Here is a 13,407-nt window from a genome sequence, read left to right as displayed (position 1 = left end):
CGGGTACGAGGAGAAGGGAATCGACGTCGGTGCAACCAACTGGGTCCGCGACGAGGATTCCGGAGAGATTGTTCCCGCCCCACCCGGCTACGTCAGTAACGACCCCAACCAATACAACGCTTTTCCGCAGTGCCAAGTGGACGACGGCAACTTGGCAATTGACTGCTTGGCGAAGCAACGCGTGTGTCCCCCGAGAGCCGATGGTAAACCCGGCGTTCCGGTGATTTGGAAGGTTGCCCCACGGGAGATAGCGAATCCTACTTGGACGGACTGGCAAGGCAATGGCGGCGGACCGACGTGCCTCTACGACAAGAACCCCGAGGACCTTCTGCCCCGGATCGCCGCTCTTATCCAGAGGGCATTCGATAGGCTTCCCGTCGTCCCGGGAACCCTAACCGCACAGCCCAGTCCGCACACTCTCCGTGGTGCCGAGACCAACTTCTACGCCAAAGCCGCAGAGCAGCCGTTCGACATCACCATCCTGGCCCAGAAAATTCACATCATCGCCAAGCCCGTCCAGTACCGGTGGGACTACGGCGACGGCACGTCGCTCGGCCCCACGACCACCATGGGCGGCCCGCTCCCGCAGGACCGCTGGGGTGAGAAGACCCGGACCAGCCACGCCTACGCCGCGACCGGCGACTTCGACGTCGTCCTCACCACGTACTTCCAGGGCACCTATTCCGTGAACGGCGGGCCGAACCTGCCAATCCCCAACCAGGGTCAGTTCAGTTCTCCGCCCCAGACTGTGAGCGTGTGGCGTTCGGTCACCCGCAATTATGCCGACGACTGCAACACCAACCCGCAAGGTGAAGGCTGTCCAGGGGGTGCTCAGGGGAACCGTTAGAACAGCGCCGCCGGACCTACGCCCGCAGTTCCCGGTCCAACCGTGCCGTCCTGGCTCGCAGCAATTGCAAGCGCGGATCAGCCGCACCGATCACTTGCTCAACCACCGCAGCAGCGGCGGAATCGGCGGCACCCATGTCCGTGGAGCACCACTGCAGGACCAGATCGGCTTCACCGCTGGCACGCACCGAGGCACCGACGGCCTCGTTGAGTTCATCGCGCATAAGTTCAATGGCGAAGTTGGCCGAACGGGTCAGCAGCTTCGCTGGATACAACGCCAACGCATCGGCCACGCGCCCCGCACGCAGGTGGGCGGTCACGATCGACGCGTCGGTCTCAACCTTCGCCTCCGCAGTGAACCGGTACGGATTGGGTTCAACAACGTTCCCAAGTAGCCCGCGAATCCTGTGCATCTCAGTCCGCACCGATGCGGCGGCACCGTCCTCGCCATACAGCTCGTACGCCAGTTCTTCAGCGCTCCAGCCACTGGACCGGGAGGCGAGCATCGCCAGGATTTCGGCACGGCGTAGTGTCAGCGCACGCGGCGCACCGCCGTCGACCTCTGCAGTGGGCCTGTCACCCAGTATCCGCAGGGTCAACGTATGGGGCGTGCGGTTGGCTTGTGCTGCCGGAACCAGGCCTCTCCGCCCGGGCACTGCACCGATCGCTGGCGCGCCCGTAGACTTCAGCAGTTCTTCGGCCAGCCGGACACCGCACCGCACCATGCGCAGGCTGTCCGGCGTTACGGATTCGATCGGGCCGGAGACATCCAGGACGCCCAGGACGTCGCCCGTGAACGGATCCCGGATCGGTGCCGCGGTGCAGGCCCAGTCATGGTGCGTGCGAACGAGGTGCTCCGCGGAGAACAGCTGGGCCGGGGTACCGGTGACCAGGGCCTCGCTGATGGCGTTGGTTCCCACTCCGGACTCAGACCAGTCGGCGCCCTCCACGAACTCCAAGGAATCCGCCTGCCGAAGAGCGTGCCGGCTGCCGATCCGCCAAAGAACCTCGCCGAGGTGGTCCGTGACAATGAGGAGATGCCGCCCATCCGTCGTCTCGTCGGCAATCAACTGGGACAGTGCCGGCATCACAGCTGCCAGGCGGTGGTCGGCGCCCAGCCGACGGGCTTCGCTGACGTCGTGGCGGTGGACGGGGCGGTGCCGGTCTGGATCAATGCCCAGCGCCAGGGACCGCTGCCAAGCGCTCACGAGTGACGGAGCGATGTACGGATCTGGGCGTCCGGAAATGGTGGCTTCATGGGCCTGCCGCAGCGCCCGGGCGTACTCGAGGGGTGAAGTAAAGCGGAGGTGGCGCGCCTGGGCGGCAGCATCGGACTTCGGCATACGCGTCCTCTCAACTCGCCATTGAATCGTGCCCCGCCCCCATCACAGGACGAAAAACGTGCAACCCGATTGTAACCCTCCGCGGCTTTTACTTGTGATGCGGATCACGGAGGCGGCGGTGTGGCTGCCCCGGCATCAGCAACGTGGCACCAGGCCAATACACGGCCGGGTCATCAAAGGAAAGAGGAATCATGCCCGAGACACCAAACGGCATCGTCGCCGGCTGGCTGGAGCAGTTCGACGAGGCGCTGCGCACGAAGGACACCGACGCCGCGCTCGAGTTGTTCGACGAAGAATCGTATTGGCGCGACTTCGTGTCCTTCACCTGGAACCTCAAGACCATGGAAGGCAAGGACAGCATCAGGCGAATGCTCGATGCGACCCTCGACGACGTCGGGCCGCATAACTGGGCGCTCGCCGAGGACGCCACCGGCGACGCTGCCAGCACCGAGGCCTGGGTGACATTCGAGACTGCACAGGCCCGCGGCTGCGCCCATCTGCGGCTTCGCAACGGCAAGTGCTGGACCCTGCTCACCACGATGCAGGAACTCAAGGGATTCGAGGAGAAGAAAGGCCCCAACCGTGAGCAGGGCGTGGCCCACCGCATCGAAAAAGGCCGACGGTCCTGGCTTGAGCTTAAGGAGGAGCAGGCTGCCAAGCTTGGCCACGAGGAGCAGCCCTACACCGTGATCATCGGCGGCGGCCAGGGCGGCATCGGACTTGGGGCACGGCTGCGCCGGCTTGGCGTTCCCACTATCATCATCGAGAAGAACGCGCGGCCGGGTGACTCGTGGCGGAACCGCTACAAGTCCCTGCACCTGCACGACCCCGTCTGGTACGACCACCTGCCGTACCTGAAGTTCCCCGACGACTGGCCCGTCTTCGCCGCCAAGGACAAGATCGGCGACTGGCTGGAGTACTACACCCGGATTATGGAGCTCAACTACTGGTCCAGCACCGAATGCACCAACGCACGCTGGAACGAGGACCGGAGCGAGTGGGAAGTCAGCGTGATCCGCGACGGCGAACCGGTCACCCTGCGCCCGAAGCAGCTCGTCTTCGCGCTGGGCGTTTCCGGCTACCCGAACGTTCCAAAGTTCGACGGTGCCGAGACGTTCCTGGGGGAGCAGTACCACTCCTCCAAGCACCCGGGCGGCGGGGACTGGACGGGCAAGAAAGCTGTGGTGATCGGGTCCAACAACTCGGCCCACGACATCTGCGCCGACCTCTGGGAACACGGCGCCGACGTCACCATGGTCCAGCGCTCCTCCACACACATCGCCCGCAGCGAGTCGCTCATGGACCTTGCACTCGGCGACCTTTACTCGGAGAAGGCGCTCGCCAACGGCGTCACGACCGAGAAAGCCGACCTGCTGTTCGCCTCGCTGCCGTACCGGATCCTGCCGGAGGCACAGATCCCGGTCTACGAGGAGATGGCGCGGCGCGACGCCGACTTCTACTCCCAGCTTGAGGCCGCCGGCTTCGACCTTGACTTCGGCGTGGACGGTTCCGGGCTGTTCCTGAAGTACCTGCGGCGCGGTTCCGGCTACTACATCGACGTCGGCGCCTCGCAGCTGATCATCGACGGCAGGGTGAAACTCGCCAACGGCCAGGTCGGCAAAATCACGGGCAACGCCGTCGTCCTCGATGACGGCACGGAGCTGGAAGCTGACGCGATCATCTACGCCACCGGCTACGGTTCGATGAACGGTTGGCTTGCCGACCTGGTGTCGCCCGAGGTGGCAGACACGGTCGGAAAATGCTGGGGGTTCGGGTCTGACACCCCCAAGGACCCGGGTCCGTGGGAAGGGGAGCTGCGCAACATGTGGAAGCCCACCAACGTGGACAACCTCTGGATTCACGGCGGCAATCTTCACCAGAGCCGGCACTATTCCAGCTACCTGGCGCTGCAGCTCAAGGCACGCATGGAGGGCTTGCCCACCCCGGTGTACGAGCTGCAGCCCTCCCACCACACCCGCTAAAAGGAGCACGGCATGAAAGCGGCACGTTTTCACGGCCAGCGCGACATTCGGATCGAGGACGTTCCGGAGCCGGAGCTGCGCCCGGGCGCGGTCAAAATAGCCGTGGCCTGGTGCGGCATCTGCGGCACCGACCTGCACGAATTCCTTGAGGGCCCCATCTTCATCCCATCACCCGGACATCCGCATCCGCTCACGGGTGAAGCGGCGCCCGTCACCATGGGCCATGAGTTCTCCGGAACCGTCGCGCAACTGGGGGAGGGGGTGTCCGGGCTGTCGGTTGGCGACAGTGTGGTGGTTGAGCCTTACTTCGTCTGTGATGAATGCGGGCCCTGCCGCGCCGGAAACTACAACCTCTGTACCCGCATGGGGTTCATCGGCCTGGGCGGCGGCGGGGGTGGCCTCAGCGAAATAATCGTGGTCGACTCGCGCTGGGTCCATCCCGTGGGCTCCATTCCGCTGGAGGAAGCTGCGCTGATCGAGCCCTTGGCCGTCGCGTACCACGCAGTCAGCCGCAGCGGCCTAACTGCCGGGAACGTGGCCGTCGTCGGCGGTGCCGGGCCCATCGGCCTGCTGACATCAGCGGTGCTCAAGGGCCTCGGCATCACAACGATCGTCACGGAACTGTCCGCCGCCCGCAAGGACAAAGCGGCCTCATCGGGCGTCGCACACCATGTCATCGATCCGAGCCAAGAGGACGTGAAAGCACGGGTGCTGGAACTGACCGCCGGGGAAGGAGCCGACGCCGCCTTCGAGTGTGCCGGCGTCAATGCGGTGCTGGACAGCATGCTCGACGTGGTGAGGCCAGCGGGGGTTGTAGTCAACGTTTCCATCTGGGGCCGCCCAGCCACGGTCGACATGCAGAAGGTTGTGCTCAAGGAAATCGATCTTCGCGGCACCATCGCTTACAAGGGGGATCATGCCGCAGCCATCAAACTGGTCCAGGACGGAAAGGTGGATCTGAAACCCTTCATCACGGGACGAATAGCATTGGACGACCTCGTGGACAAGGGATTCGACACCCTGATCAACCACAACGACACCGCGGTCAAAATCATCGTTCACCCCTAGGGGAACGGGCCAATTAGCAGAAGTGTCCGACGGCGGCACCCAACTGCGGTGCCGCCGTCGCCATGCCTGAGGTGCTTGGGACGGTGAACTCGGACACACCCGGAATAGTTGCACACGCTAGGCAGTTAGAGCTGGTGAACCTGATGCATTCTGAAAGGAACTCCGCATGCTGTTTTCCCCGCTGACACTCGGCGAGCTCGAACTTTCCAACCGCCTCGTCATGGCCCCGCTGACCCGTCTTCGCAACGGCGTGGAAGGCGTCCCCGGCCCCCTGGTGGCGGAGCATTACCGCCAGCGTGCCTCGCTCGGCCTGATCGTCAGCGAGGGAACCTACCCCAGCCAGGCCGGCCGCTCCTACCCGGGACAGCCCGGGCTGGTGACCCCCGAGCAGATCGCCGGCTGGAAGAAAGTCACCGACGCCGTCCACGCCGAGGGTGGCCGTATATTCGCCCAGATCATGCACGGCGGCCGCGTCTCGCATGAGGACATCAACGGCGGCCACCGCGTCGTGGCCCCCAGCGCCATTGCCGTCGAAGGTGAAACGCGGACCTACAAAGGCAAGCAGGCGCACCCCTTCCCGCACGAGCTCTCCATTGACGAGCTGCCTATTGTCCGGGAGGAGATCGTCACGGCGTCGCGCAACGCTATTGAGGCAGGGTTCGACGGCGTGGAGCTGCACTCCGCCAACGGTTACCTTCTCCACGAGTTCCTGGCGCCCAACACCAACGTCCGCACCGACAGCTACGGCGGTTCGCCCGAGAACCGCGCCCGCTTCGTCATTGAGACGGTGAACGCCGTCGTTGAGGCCCTTGGCGCCAACCGCGTCGGAATCCGCATCTCGCCCGAACACAACGTCCAGGGCATCGAAGAGACCGACGCCGCCGACGTCCGGGCAACTTACGAGGTGCTGGTCAACTCCATCGCCCCGCTGGACCTGGCCTACCTGAGCATCCTGCACGCCGACCCGACCGGCGATCTGGTGCAGGACCTGCGGTCACGCTTCAACGGCACGTTCCTGGTCAACACCGGCTTCGGCGTCATCACCACACGCGAGGAAGCGCTGGCGCTCGTGGCTGACGGCCACGCGGACGCCGTCGTCGTGGGCCGGCCCGCCATCGCCAACCCGGACCTTGCCCGCCGCTGGCGCGAAGGCCTGCCGCTGAACGAACCGGACCAGTCCACGTTCTACGGCGAGGGCGCGCAGGGTTACACCGACTACCCGGTGTACCAGCCGGCCTAAGCTCATGTTGGTCTAGCTCAGCCTCCGTAAAGAAACCACAGGAACCGCCCGTTCGCCGGGCGGTTTCCGTGGTTTAACCGGGCGTTTTTTCTTGAGTGAATCTTGACCCTTTATCGCATGGAGTCCTGAGTTAGCCCCTGCATTGTTTTGTCCAGCAGGAAATCCACTCAGTATTTACCCCGAAGGGTCTCATCATGAAGAACAGCGCTCTGATCAAGGGAACCGCCGCCATCGCCGTTGGCGCTGCACTGCTCCTGGGCGGTGGCGGCACCCTGGCCTCCTGGAACGCATCCCAATCCGCCACCCCCGGCACTGTCGTCGCCGGTGACCTGAACGTCGTGGCCGCCACCGGCGTCTGGAAGGACCGGACCGGAGCTACGATCACCAACATCGCCAACTACAAGGTTGTCCCCGGCGACAAGCTCACCTACACCCAGGTTCTGGACGTGACCCTGACCGGCGACAAGATGGCCGCAGAGGTTGCCGCCGAGGGAGCTACACCGGATAACGGCTTTACGGCAGCCAACGTCACTGTCACCGACCCGGTCCTGACCGTTGGTGAAACGGGTCTGGGTACGGAGGTTACGAACCCGTTGAAGACCAGCCAGAAGGTCACCGCCAAAATTACCTTCGAATTCAAGTGGGCCACAGCAGGCCGCGACGACGTGACTGCGGAATACGACTTCAATGAGGTTTCCTTCACCCTGAACCAGATCACTCAGACGGGTCTGTCCTAAGCCGCTTCCGGCCGTCGCTTAGGGCGGCCGGAAGTCCAAACGTCGGCAGTTATCGAATGAGGGTCAGGAGGAACCATGGGCATCCCGCGCCACCTGCGGGCCGCGGCAGTTGTCGCCGCGGCAGTGCTCCTGGGCCTCCTGACCGTTCAGGGCAGCTACGCACTCTGGTCTGCTGCTGCCTCCGCGGCACCCGGAACCGTGACATCAGCCTCGTTCGACGTGAACCTCTCGGGACCCTCAACGCCGTCGACCAACATGACCCTGGCAGGGGGACAGTCGGCAATCGTGTCAGTAAATCCGTCCGGTTCGCTGACGCCGGGAAGCGCTGTCTACTCCAACGTTGCAGTTACCAACAGTTCCGACGCCGGAGGCCAGTTCAACCTCAACGTCGCCACGGGCCCGGCGGCAAAGAGCAATGTTGCGCCGGGTGATTTGGCGCAATATCTCACTGTCAGCGCTAAGTTCGCGGCAAATGCCGCCGCCTGCGGCACAACGGCTTACACCAACATCACTGCTTCCGGACTAGCACCGGTGGCCGTCACAAAACTGGCCAGCACAACCCTGTGTTTTGAAGTCAAGCTCGCCTCCAACGCTCCAGCCACCGTGAAAGGACAATCCGTGACCATCACGATTCCCCTCTCCGCCACGCAGCTCTGCGGGGTGCCCAGTGGCTGCGCCTAGTATTCTTCCGACGGCGGACCTGGCAGTTGCCGGTCGGGCTGACGGTCCGGATTCCGGCGAGGCCGGCCGGGCCGGTTCGGCGGCTGGTGGTTCCAAGAGTTCCGTCCGCGGCGGCCGCCGGGCTGTCCAGTGGCTCGCGGCCGTAGGCAGAACCGTCAACTTCGTGCTGCTGATAGTCGCGGTTTTTGCTGCTCTGGTGCTCATCCTGGTTCCCAAGGCCACGGGCTCCCAGACCTACGCGGTGCTGACGAACTCGATGGCGCCCAAGTACTCGCCGGGCACCTACCTGGTGGTCAAGCCCGCCGCTTTCAGCGAACTGAAGGCCGGGGATGTCATCACGTTCCAGCTGGAGTCGGGAAAGCCTGCAGTGGAGTCTCACCGCATCATTGGCTTTGGAACCACGCAAACGGGGGAGAAGACCCTCATCACCAAGGGTGACAACAACGACATCACCGATCCCGATCCTGTCCGCGAGCCGCAGGTGAAGGGCAAGCTCTTCTACGCCGTCCCGTATGTGGGCTACGTGGCCAACGCGCTGGGGAACTCAGACCGCGGCCTTTGGATGTCGGTGGGTGCTGCCGGCCTCATCGGCTACGGTGCCCTGCTCATCTTCCGGCACATCCGCAGCCGGCGCCGCGAAGCAGGTGCAGCGGCATGAAACCCCCGGACGTCGTTCATGCCAAGGTTCCCGGCGCCATGCTGGCGCTTTTCGCTTGCATGCTGACGGTGCTGCTGGGCATTGGCGGCACGGCCGCCGTCGCACTGTGGCAACAGTCAGCAACGGCGACGACGTCAGTCTCCGTTGCTGCCAACTGGGGTTCCCCGTCAATAGCGTTGGCCTGCACGCCCAGCACGAACGAAAAGACTGCGACCCTCGCGGTAAGTTCTACCCAGGCGCCCACGCTGCTCAGTATTGCCCGGCGGACCAACGGGACCTACAGCCCACTCGCCATCGAGTACCTCGCCGACCTCAACGCGCAGACGTTCACATTGACCGAGACCTCGCCCATCGTCATTGCCAACGCCGGCGCAAACCCAATGACAGTTCGCGTGACCGCCACCTTCTTGGACGGTCAGAAAGCCACCGCAGAATGGACCCTTGGCGTCGTCAGCAGCGGCGGCAAGGTCAAGTGTGCGCCGTAACGTCTGCCTGAGCGTGCCATGCTTCCCTGAGGCGTCCCTATAGGATCTGATCATGCAAAAAGCGTCCAACGGCACCCGCGCCGGCAGCCGGCCCGAGGATCCGACCGGGCGCAAAGCGGGCCGGACTGTCAGCCGCCAGGTCCTGGCCGACCACGTCTACGAGGAGCTTCTGGCCTCGCTCATGGACGGCCGGCTGGAACCAGGGGCGGCCGTCAGCATCGACGGTACTGCCCGCGAGCTGGACGTTTCCCCGACCCCCGTCCGCGAAGCATTGGCCCGGCTGGAACACACCGGCATGGTGCGCAGGGTGGCGCTCAAGGGTTACCGCGTGGCGCCGGTGTTCACCCGGGAGGACTTTGCGGATCTCATGGAGGCCCGCCTCGCGATCGAGCCGGTCAACGCCCGGCTTGCCTGCGCGCGCCTGAACCCGCATCGTCTCGCCGAGCTTGAGCAAACGGTCACCGACCTGAAGTCGGCGCCGCGCGGCCCGTCCTTTGCCGAGTACAAGGACTACCTCGAGGCCGACGAGCAATTCCACCAGCTGATTGCCCAGCAGACGGACAACCAGTTCCTCGTCGGCGCTTATGCTGCACTCGGGGGACAGGTCCAACGCTTCCGGCTTTTCGGCGGAGTGGGGATCACCGACGCCGAGAATGCCATCGCCGAGCACCAGTCCGTCCTGGACGCTTTGTCCAGCGGCGACCCCGAGAAGGCCGAAGCCGCCATGGCGGCCCACATCCAGAAGGTCCGCGAGCGCGCCATGGCGGACGCCCCGGAGGAGTAGCGGCACCCGCGCGGTAGCGACAGCACACCCCAAGTAAGTAGCAGCAGAGGGCGTTCCCAGCCGTGGGAACGCCCTCTGCTGCTACCTAGTTGGGTGAGGCGTAGCGTGGAAGGTGCAACGACTATAGGGCCTCGAGAGTGAGGGCCCTTCACAGGCGGACATCACCCCTATAGGATCTTCGATGGCCAACAATCGTGGCTTGCAGTGGAAGTGGGTGTGACCTTGACAACTCCTACTAGATAGTAAATCCTATAGGAAACAGGATCCACGAGGGAGTGAACACCATGGCTTACACCGCCGACAACTGGCCCATCACCGCGGCACTGCTGCAGTTCCCGGGCGTTGACGCCCAAGGCACCCACATCAACGACGCTGACGCCTCCGCCTGGGCGGAGGTCTTCACGGAGGTCAAGGAAGCTGGCTTCGCCAACGCCGACCTCACCGACAGCTGGGTCCGTCCCGGCGACCTCAGCAAGCAGCGCCTCGCCGAGTTCAAGCAGAGTGCGGAGAGCGTCGGCATCGGCATCCCGGTCATCTCCGCCATCCGCCAGAGCGTGATCGAGGAGGGCAAGTGGGAGGACAACCTGGCCTACAGCCACCGCACGATCGACGCCGCCGCTGAACTCGGCTGCGAAGTGGTTTCCTTCGGCCTGCACCAGGCCATCACCCCGGAACAGCAGAAGCAGCTCTGGTTCTGGACCGTCGAAGGCTACAAGGACCCGGTCGGCGACAAGGACGCCTGGAATAACGCCGTCGCCCGTTTCCAGGAGCTTGGCCGCCACGCGGCAGAGGTGGGCGTCCTGCTCTCGCTCGAGATGTACGAGGACACCTACATCGGCACCGCGGACTCCTCCGTGCAGTTCGTCCAGGACATCGGCCTGTCGAACGTCGGCCTCAACCCAGATCTGGGCAACCTGATCCGCCTGCACCGGCCGATCGAGGACTGGCGGGAAATGGTTGCCAAGACCCTGCCGTACTCCAACTATTGGCACATGAAGAACTACATCCGTGACGAGGACGTGGCACGCGACATGTATGTTGCCATGCCTGCCCCCATGGAAAGCGGCCTGATCAACTACCGCGAGGCGTTCAAGGTGGCCCTCTCTGTGGGCTTCCAGGGCATCCTCTGCACTGAGCACTACGGCGGCGACGGCCTCTCCGTGACGGCCAGCAACCAGGATTACCTGCGCCGCCACGTGCTGCCCAAGAAGGAAGGCTACGCCCTCGGCCAGAGCCAGGTGGCGCAGGGCCGTCAGCAGCCCGCCGCCGTCGCGCATTAGGACAGCGCAGCAGAACCGACCAACCAACCCGGATTCAATGAGGAACCATGACCCAGATCTTCGACAATCCCGCTGATTTCGCAGACGAGGCGCTGGACGGCTTCGTGGCCGCCAACCGCGGATACGTTGCCCGCGTGGACGGCGGCGTCGTCCGCTCCACCGAGATCCCCGCCGGCCAGGTGGCCCTCGTGGTGGGCGGCGGCTCGGGACACTACCCCGCCTTCGCCGGCCTGGTCGGGCCTGGCCTGGCCGCCGGGTCCGCGTGCGGCAACATGTTCGCCTCGCCGGCCGCCGGACAGGTCTACCGCGTGGCCAAGGCGGCAAACGCGGGTGGCGGCGTGCTGCTGAGCTACGGCAATTACGCCGGGGACGTCCTGCACTTCGGCCAGGCACAGTTGCGGCTCAACGCCGAAGGCATCGAGACGCGCACGGTGCTGGTCACGGACGACATCGCCAGTGCGCCGCTGGACCAGATCGAGAAGCGCCGCGGCATCGCCGGCGACCTGACGGTCTTCAAGATCGCAGGCGCCGCGGCCGAGGCCGGTCTGAGCCTGGACGAGGTGGAGCGTCTCGCCATCAAGACGAACCACCGCACGCGTTCGCTGGGCGTCGCCTTTGACGGCTGCACCCTTCCCGGCGCGTCCGAGCCGCTGTTCCACGTCCCGGCCGGGCAGATGTCGCTGGGCCTGGGCATCCACGGCGAACCGGGCATCTCCGAGCACCCCATGCCCACGGCGTCCGAGCTCGCCGAGTTGCTGGTCTCCCGGCTTCTCGAGGACAAACCCGACGACGCCGGTGACCGCGTGGTTGCCATCGTCAACGGACTGGGCACGGTCAAGTACGACGAGCTGTTCCTCCTCTTCGGCAAGATCGAAAAGCTCCTCATCGCCGCCAACCTGACCGTCGTGGAACCGGAGTGCGGCGAACTCGTCACCAGCCTGGACATGTCCGGACTCTCGCTCACCCTGCTGTGGCTCGACGACGAACTCGAACAGTTCTGGGCCGCGCCGGCCGACACCCCTGCCTTCCGCAAGGGCAACACCGCGCCGCGCGCCCGCCGCGAACTCTCCAGCGCCGAAGACACAGCCGCCGAGGAGACCGAAAAGGCCACCGCTGCGTCCGCTGACCTGGGCCGGCTGGCAGCCGCCGTCCTCGCCCAGGTGCGGGACGTCGTCGTCGAGCATGAAGCGGAGCTTGGTGACCTGGACGCGATCGCCGGCGACGGCGACCACGGCATCGGCATGCGCCGCGGCGTTGATGCGGCTGCCGCGGCCGGCGAGCAGAATGCAGCAGCCGGAACCTCGGTTGAACGCGTGCTCACCGCCGCCGGCGAGGCCTGGAGCGAGCGCGCCGGCGGAACGTCGGGGGCGCTCTGGGGTACCGCCGTGATGGCCGCCGGCCTCGCGCTGGGCAACCGGGATTCGTACGCCGCCGGGGACGCGTCCGCCGCCGTGTCCGCCTTCAGCAACGCCATCACCGAGCTCGGCAAGGCAGAGCCGGGGGACAAGACCATGGTTGACGCCCTCCTGCCGTTCCGGGACGCGTTCAAAGACGCGTTCGACGGCGGCGCCTCCCTCACCGGTGCCCTCACCACCGCCGCTGCCGCGGCGAACGAAGCAGCCCGCCGGACCGCGGACCTGCGCCCGCTCAAGGGCCGCGCCCGCCCGCTGGCTGAAAAGAGCCTTGGCCACCCGGACCCCGGTGCAGTCTCCTTCGGACTGATCGCCGAACGCGTAGCCACCTACCTCGCATCTGATGCGGCCGATTCCACACCGGCCGCGTCCCACATGGCCTCGACGGCCGGAAACGGAGCAACGGAATGAGCAACACAGAAGGCTGGCGCATTGTCATCGGCAACGATGAGGCCGGCGTTGAATACAAGGAAGCACTGAAGGCCCTGCTGGAGGCGGACCCCCGCGTTGCCTCCGTCGAGGACATTGGCGTCGCGGCCAACGACTCCACCGCGTACCCGCACCTGGCTGTGGCAGCCGCCCGCAAGGTGGCCGAAGGCGAAGCGGACCGCGCACTCCTGATCTGCGGCACCGGCCTTGGCGTGGCCATCGCCGCCAACAAGGTCCCCGGCATCCGCGCCGTCACGGCGCACGACAGCTACTCCGTGGAACGCTCCGTCCTCAGCAACAACGCCCAGGTCCTCACCATGGGCCAGCGCGTCATTGGGCTGGAACTTGCCAAGAAGCTCGTGGGCGAATGGCTGGAGCACCGCTTCGACGAAAACTCCTCCTCCGCCGCCAAGGTGGACGCCATCTGCTCCTACGAACCCGACTACACGAAGGCCGACTGAA

13 protein-coding genes are annotated in these 13,407 nt (G+C 65.2%); 12 read left to right on the top strand and 1 reads right to left on the bottom strand.

Annotation, left to right across the window (positions count from 1 at the left end; translation table 11 throughout):
* Positions 1-220: 220 nt before the first annotated feature.
* Positions 221-847: a PKD domain-containing protein gene (locus tag ARGLB_RS23705; RefSeq protein ID WP_245531553.1), complete on the top strand. Its 627-nt coding sequence runs from the start codon at positions 221-223 to the stop codon at positions 845-847.
* A 16-nt stretch (positions 848-863) separates the two neighbouring features.
* Here ARGLB_RS23705 and ARGLB_RS16210 read toward each other — a convergent pair whose 3' ends face one another.
* Positions 864-2,189, bottom strand: a complete 1,326-nt coding sequence (locus ARGLB_RS16210; protein ID WP_003804535.1) for a GAF domain-containing protein — start codon at positions 2,187-2,189, stop codon at positions 864-866.
* A 191-nt stretch (positions 2,190-2,380) separates the two neighbouring features.
* Between ARGLB_RS16210 and ARGLB_RS16205 the strand changes: the two genes are divergently transcribed.
* The 11 genes from ARGLB_RS16205 to ARGLB_RS16155 all read left to right on the top strand — a co-directional run bounded on the left by ARGLB_RS16205 (position 2,381) and on the right by ARGLB_RS16155 (position 13,406).
* Complete coding sequence (locus ARGLB_RS16205) at positions 2,381-4,171, top strand: NAD(P)/FAD-dependent oxidoreductase (RefSeq protein ID WP_003804534.1); 1,791 nt, start codon at positions 2,381-2,383, stop codon at positions 4,169-4,171.
* A 12-nt stretch (positions 4,172-4,183) separates the two neighbouring features.
* Complete coding sequence (locus tag ARGLB_RS16200) at positions 4,184-5,239, top strand: 2,3-butanediol dehydrogenase (RefSeq protein ID WP_003804533.1); 1,056 nt, start codon at positions 4,184-4,186, stop codon at positions 5,237-5,239.
* Between the two features lie 166 nt (positions 5,240-5,405).
* Positions 5,406-6,479 carry an alkene reductase gene (locus tag ARGLB_RS16195; protein WP_003804532.1) on the top strand — a complete coding sequence of 358 codons (1,074 nt, stop codon included), beginning with the start codon at positions 5,406-5,408 and terminating at the stop codon, positions 6,477-6,479.
* Positions 6,480-6,673: 194 nt separating this feature from the next.
* Complete coding sequence (locus tag ARGLB_RS16190; protein WP_003804531.1) at positions 6,674-7,216, top strand: alternate-type signal peptide domain-containing protein; 543 nt, start codon at positions 6,674-6,676, stop codon at positions 7,214-7,216.
* A gap of 75 nt (positions 7,217-7,291) precedes the next feature.
* A complete protein-coding gene (locus ARGLB_RS16185) occupies positions 7,292-7,897 on the top strand; it encodes a hypothetical protein (RefSeq protein ID WP_003804530.1) in 606 nt (201 codons plus the stop codon).
* Positions 7,884-8,555: a signal peptidase I gene (locus ARGLB_RS16180; protein WP_003804529.1), complete on the top strand. Its 672-nt coding sequence runs from the start codon at positions 7,884-7,886 to the stop codon at positions 8,553-8,555. The genes ARGLB_RS16185 and ARGLB_RS16180 overlap by 14 nt, the downstream gene beginning before the upstream one ends.
* Entirely contained in the window at positions 8,552-9,040 is a 489-nt protein-coding gene (locus tag ARGLB_RS16175) for a hypothetical protein (protein ID WP_003804528.1), read from the top strand. The genes ARGLB_RS16180 and ARGLB_RS16175 overlap by 4 nt, the downstream gene beginning before the upstream one ends.
* 52 nt (positions 9,041-9,092) lie before the next feature.
* Positions 9,093-9,824 (top strand): GntR family transcriptional regulator, encoded by a 732-nt coding sequence (locus ARGLB_RS16170; RefSeq protein ID WP_003804527.1) that lies wholly within the window; start codon positions 9,093-9,095, stop codon positions 9,822-9,824.
* A 284-nt stretch (positions 9,825-10,108) separates the two neighbouring features.
* Positions 10,109-11,104, top strand: coding sequence for a sugar phosphate isomerase/epimerase family protein (locus ARGLB_RS16165; RefSeq protein ID WP_043419519.1), 996 nt, complete (start codon positions 10,109-10,111; stop codon positions 11,102-11,104).
* A gap of 47 nt (positions 11,105-11,151) precedes the next feature.
* Positions 11,152-12,927 (top strand): dihydroxyacetone kinase subunit DhaL, encoded by a 1,776-nt coding sequence (gene dhaL / locus ARGLB_RS16160; protein ID WP_003804525.1) that lies wholly within the window; start codon positions 11,152-11,154, stop codon positions 12,925-12,927.
* Positions 12,924-13,406 carry a ribose-5-phosphate isomerase gene (locus ARGLB_RS16155; RefSeq protein ID WP_003804524.1) on the top strand — a complete coding sequence of 161 codons (483 nt, stop codon included), beginning with the start codon at positions 12,924-12,926 and terminating at the stop codon, positions 13,404-13,406. The genes dhaL and ARGLB_RS16155 overlap by 4 nt, the downstream gene beginning before the upstream one ends.
* The last annotated feature ends 1 nt before the right edge of the window (position 13,407 follow it).

The sequence above is a fragment of the Arthrobacter globiformis NBRC 12137 genome (assembly GCF_000238915.1).
GTDB lineage: Bacteria > Actinomycetota > Actinomycetes > Actinomycetales > Micrococcaceae > Arthrobacter > Arthrobacter globiformis.
The sequence above is the reverse complement of the archived record's forward strand: the minus strand, read 5'-3'. Positions and strand labels throughout refer to the sequence as shown.

Excerpts from the sequence above, each read along its gene's own strand:
- ARGLB_RS16210 (WP_003804535.1), bottom strand. The coding sequence starts at position 2,189 with ATGCCGAAGTCCGATGCTGCCGCCCAGGCGCGCCACCTCCGCTTTACT.
- ARGLB_RS16205 (WP_003804534.1), top strand. The coding sequence starts at position 2,381 with ATGCCCGAGACACCAAACGGCATCGTCGCCGGCTGGCTGGAGCAGTTC.
- ARGLB_RS16200 (WP_003804533.1), top strand. The coding sequence starts at position 4,184 with ATGAAAGCGGCACGTTTTCACGGCCAGCGCGACATTCGGATCGAGGAC.
- ARGLB_RS16195 (WP_003804532.1), top strand. The coding sequence starts at position 5,406 with ATGCTGTTTTCCCCGCTGACACTCGGCGAGCTCGAACTTTCCAACCGC.
- ARGLB_RS16190 (WP_003804531.1), top strand. The coding sequence starts at position 6,674 with ATGAAGAACAGCGCTCTGATCAAGGGAACCGCCGCCATCGCCGTTGGC.
- ARGLB_RS16185 (WP_003804530.1), top strand. The coding sequence starts at position 7,292 with ATGGGCATCCCGCGCCACCTGCGGGCCGCGGCAGTTGTCGCCGCGGCA.
- ARGLB_RS16175 (WP_003804528.1), top strand. The coding sequence starts at position 8,552 with ATGAAACCCCCGGACGTCGTTCATGCCAAGGTTCCCGGCGCCATGCTG.
- ARGLB_RS16170 (WP_003804527.1), top strand. The coding sequence starts at position 9,093 with ATGCAAAAAGCGTCCAACGGCACCCGCGCCGGCAGCCGGCCCGAGGAT.
- ARGLB_RS16165 (WP_043419519.1), top strand. The coding sequence starts at position 10,109 with ATGGCTTACACCGCCGACAACTGGCCCATCACCGCGGCACTGCTGCAG.
- dhaL (WP_003804525.1), top strand. The coding sequence starts at position 11,152 with ATGACCCAGATCTTCGACAATCCCGCTGATTTCGCAGACGAGGCGCTG.
- ARGLB_RS16155 (WP_003804524.1), top strand. The coding sequence starts at position 12,924 with ATGAGCAACACAGAAGGCTGGCGCATTGTCATCGGCAACGATGAGGCC.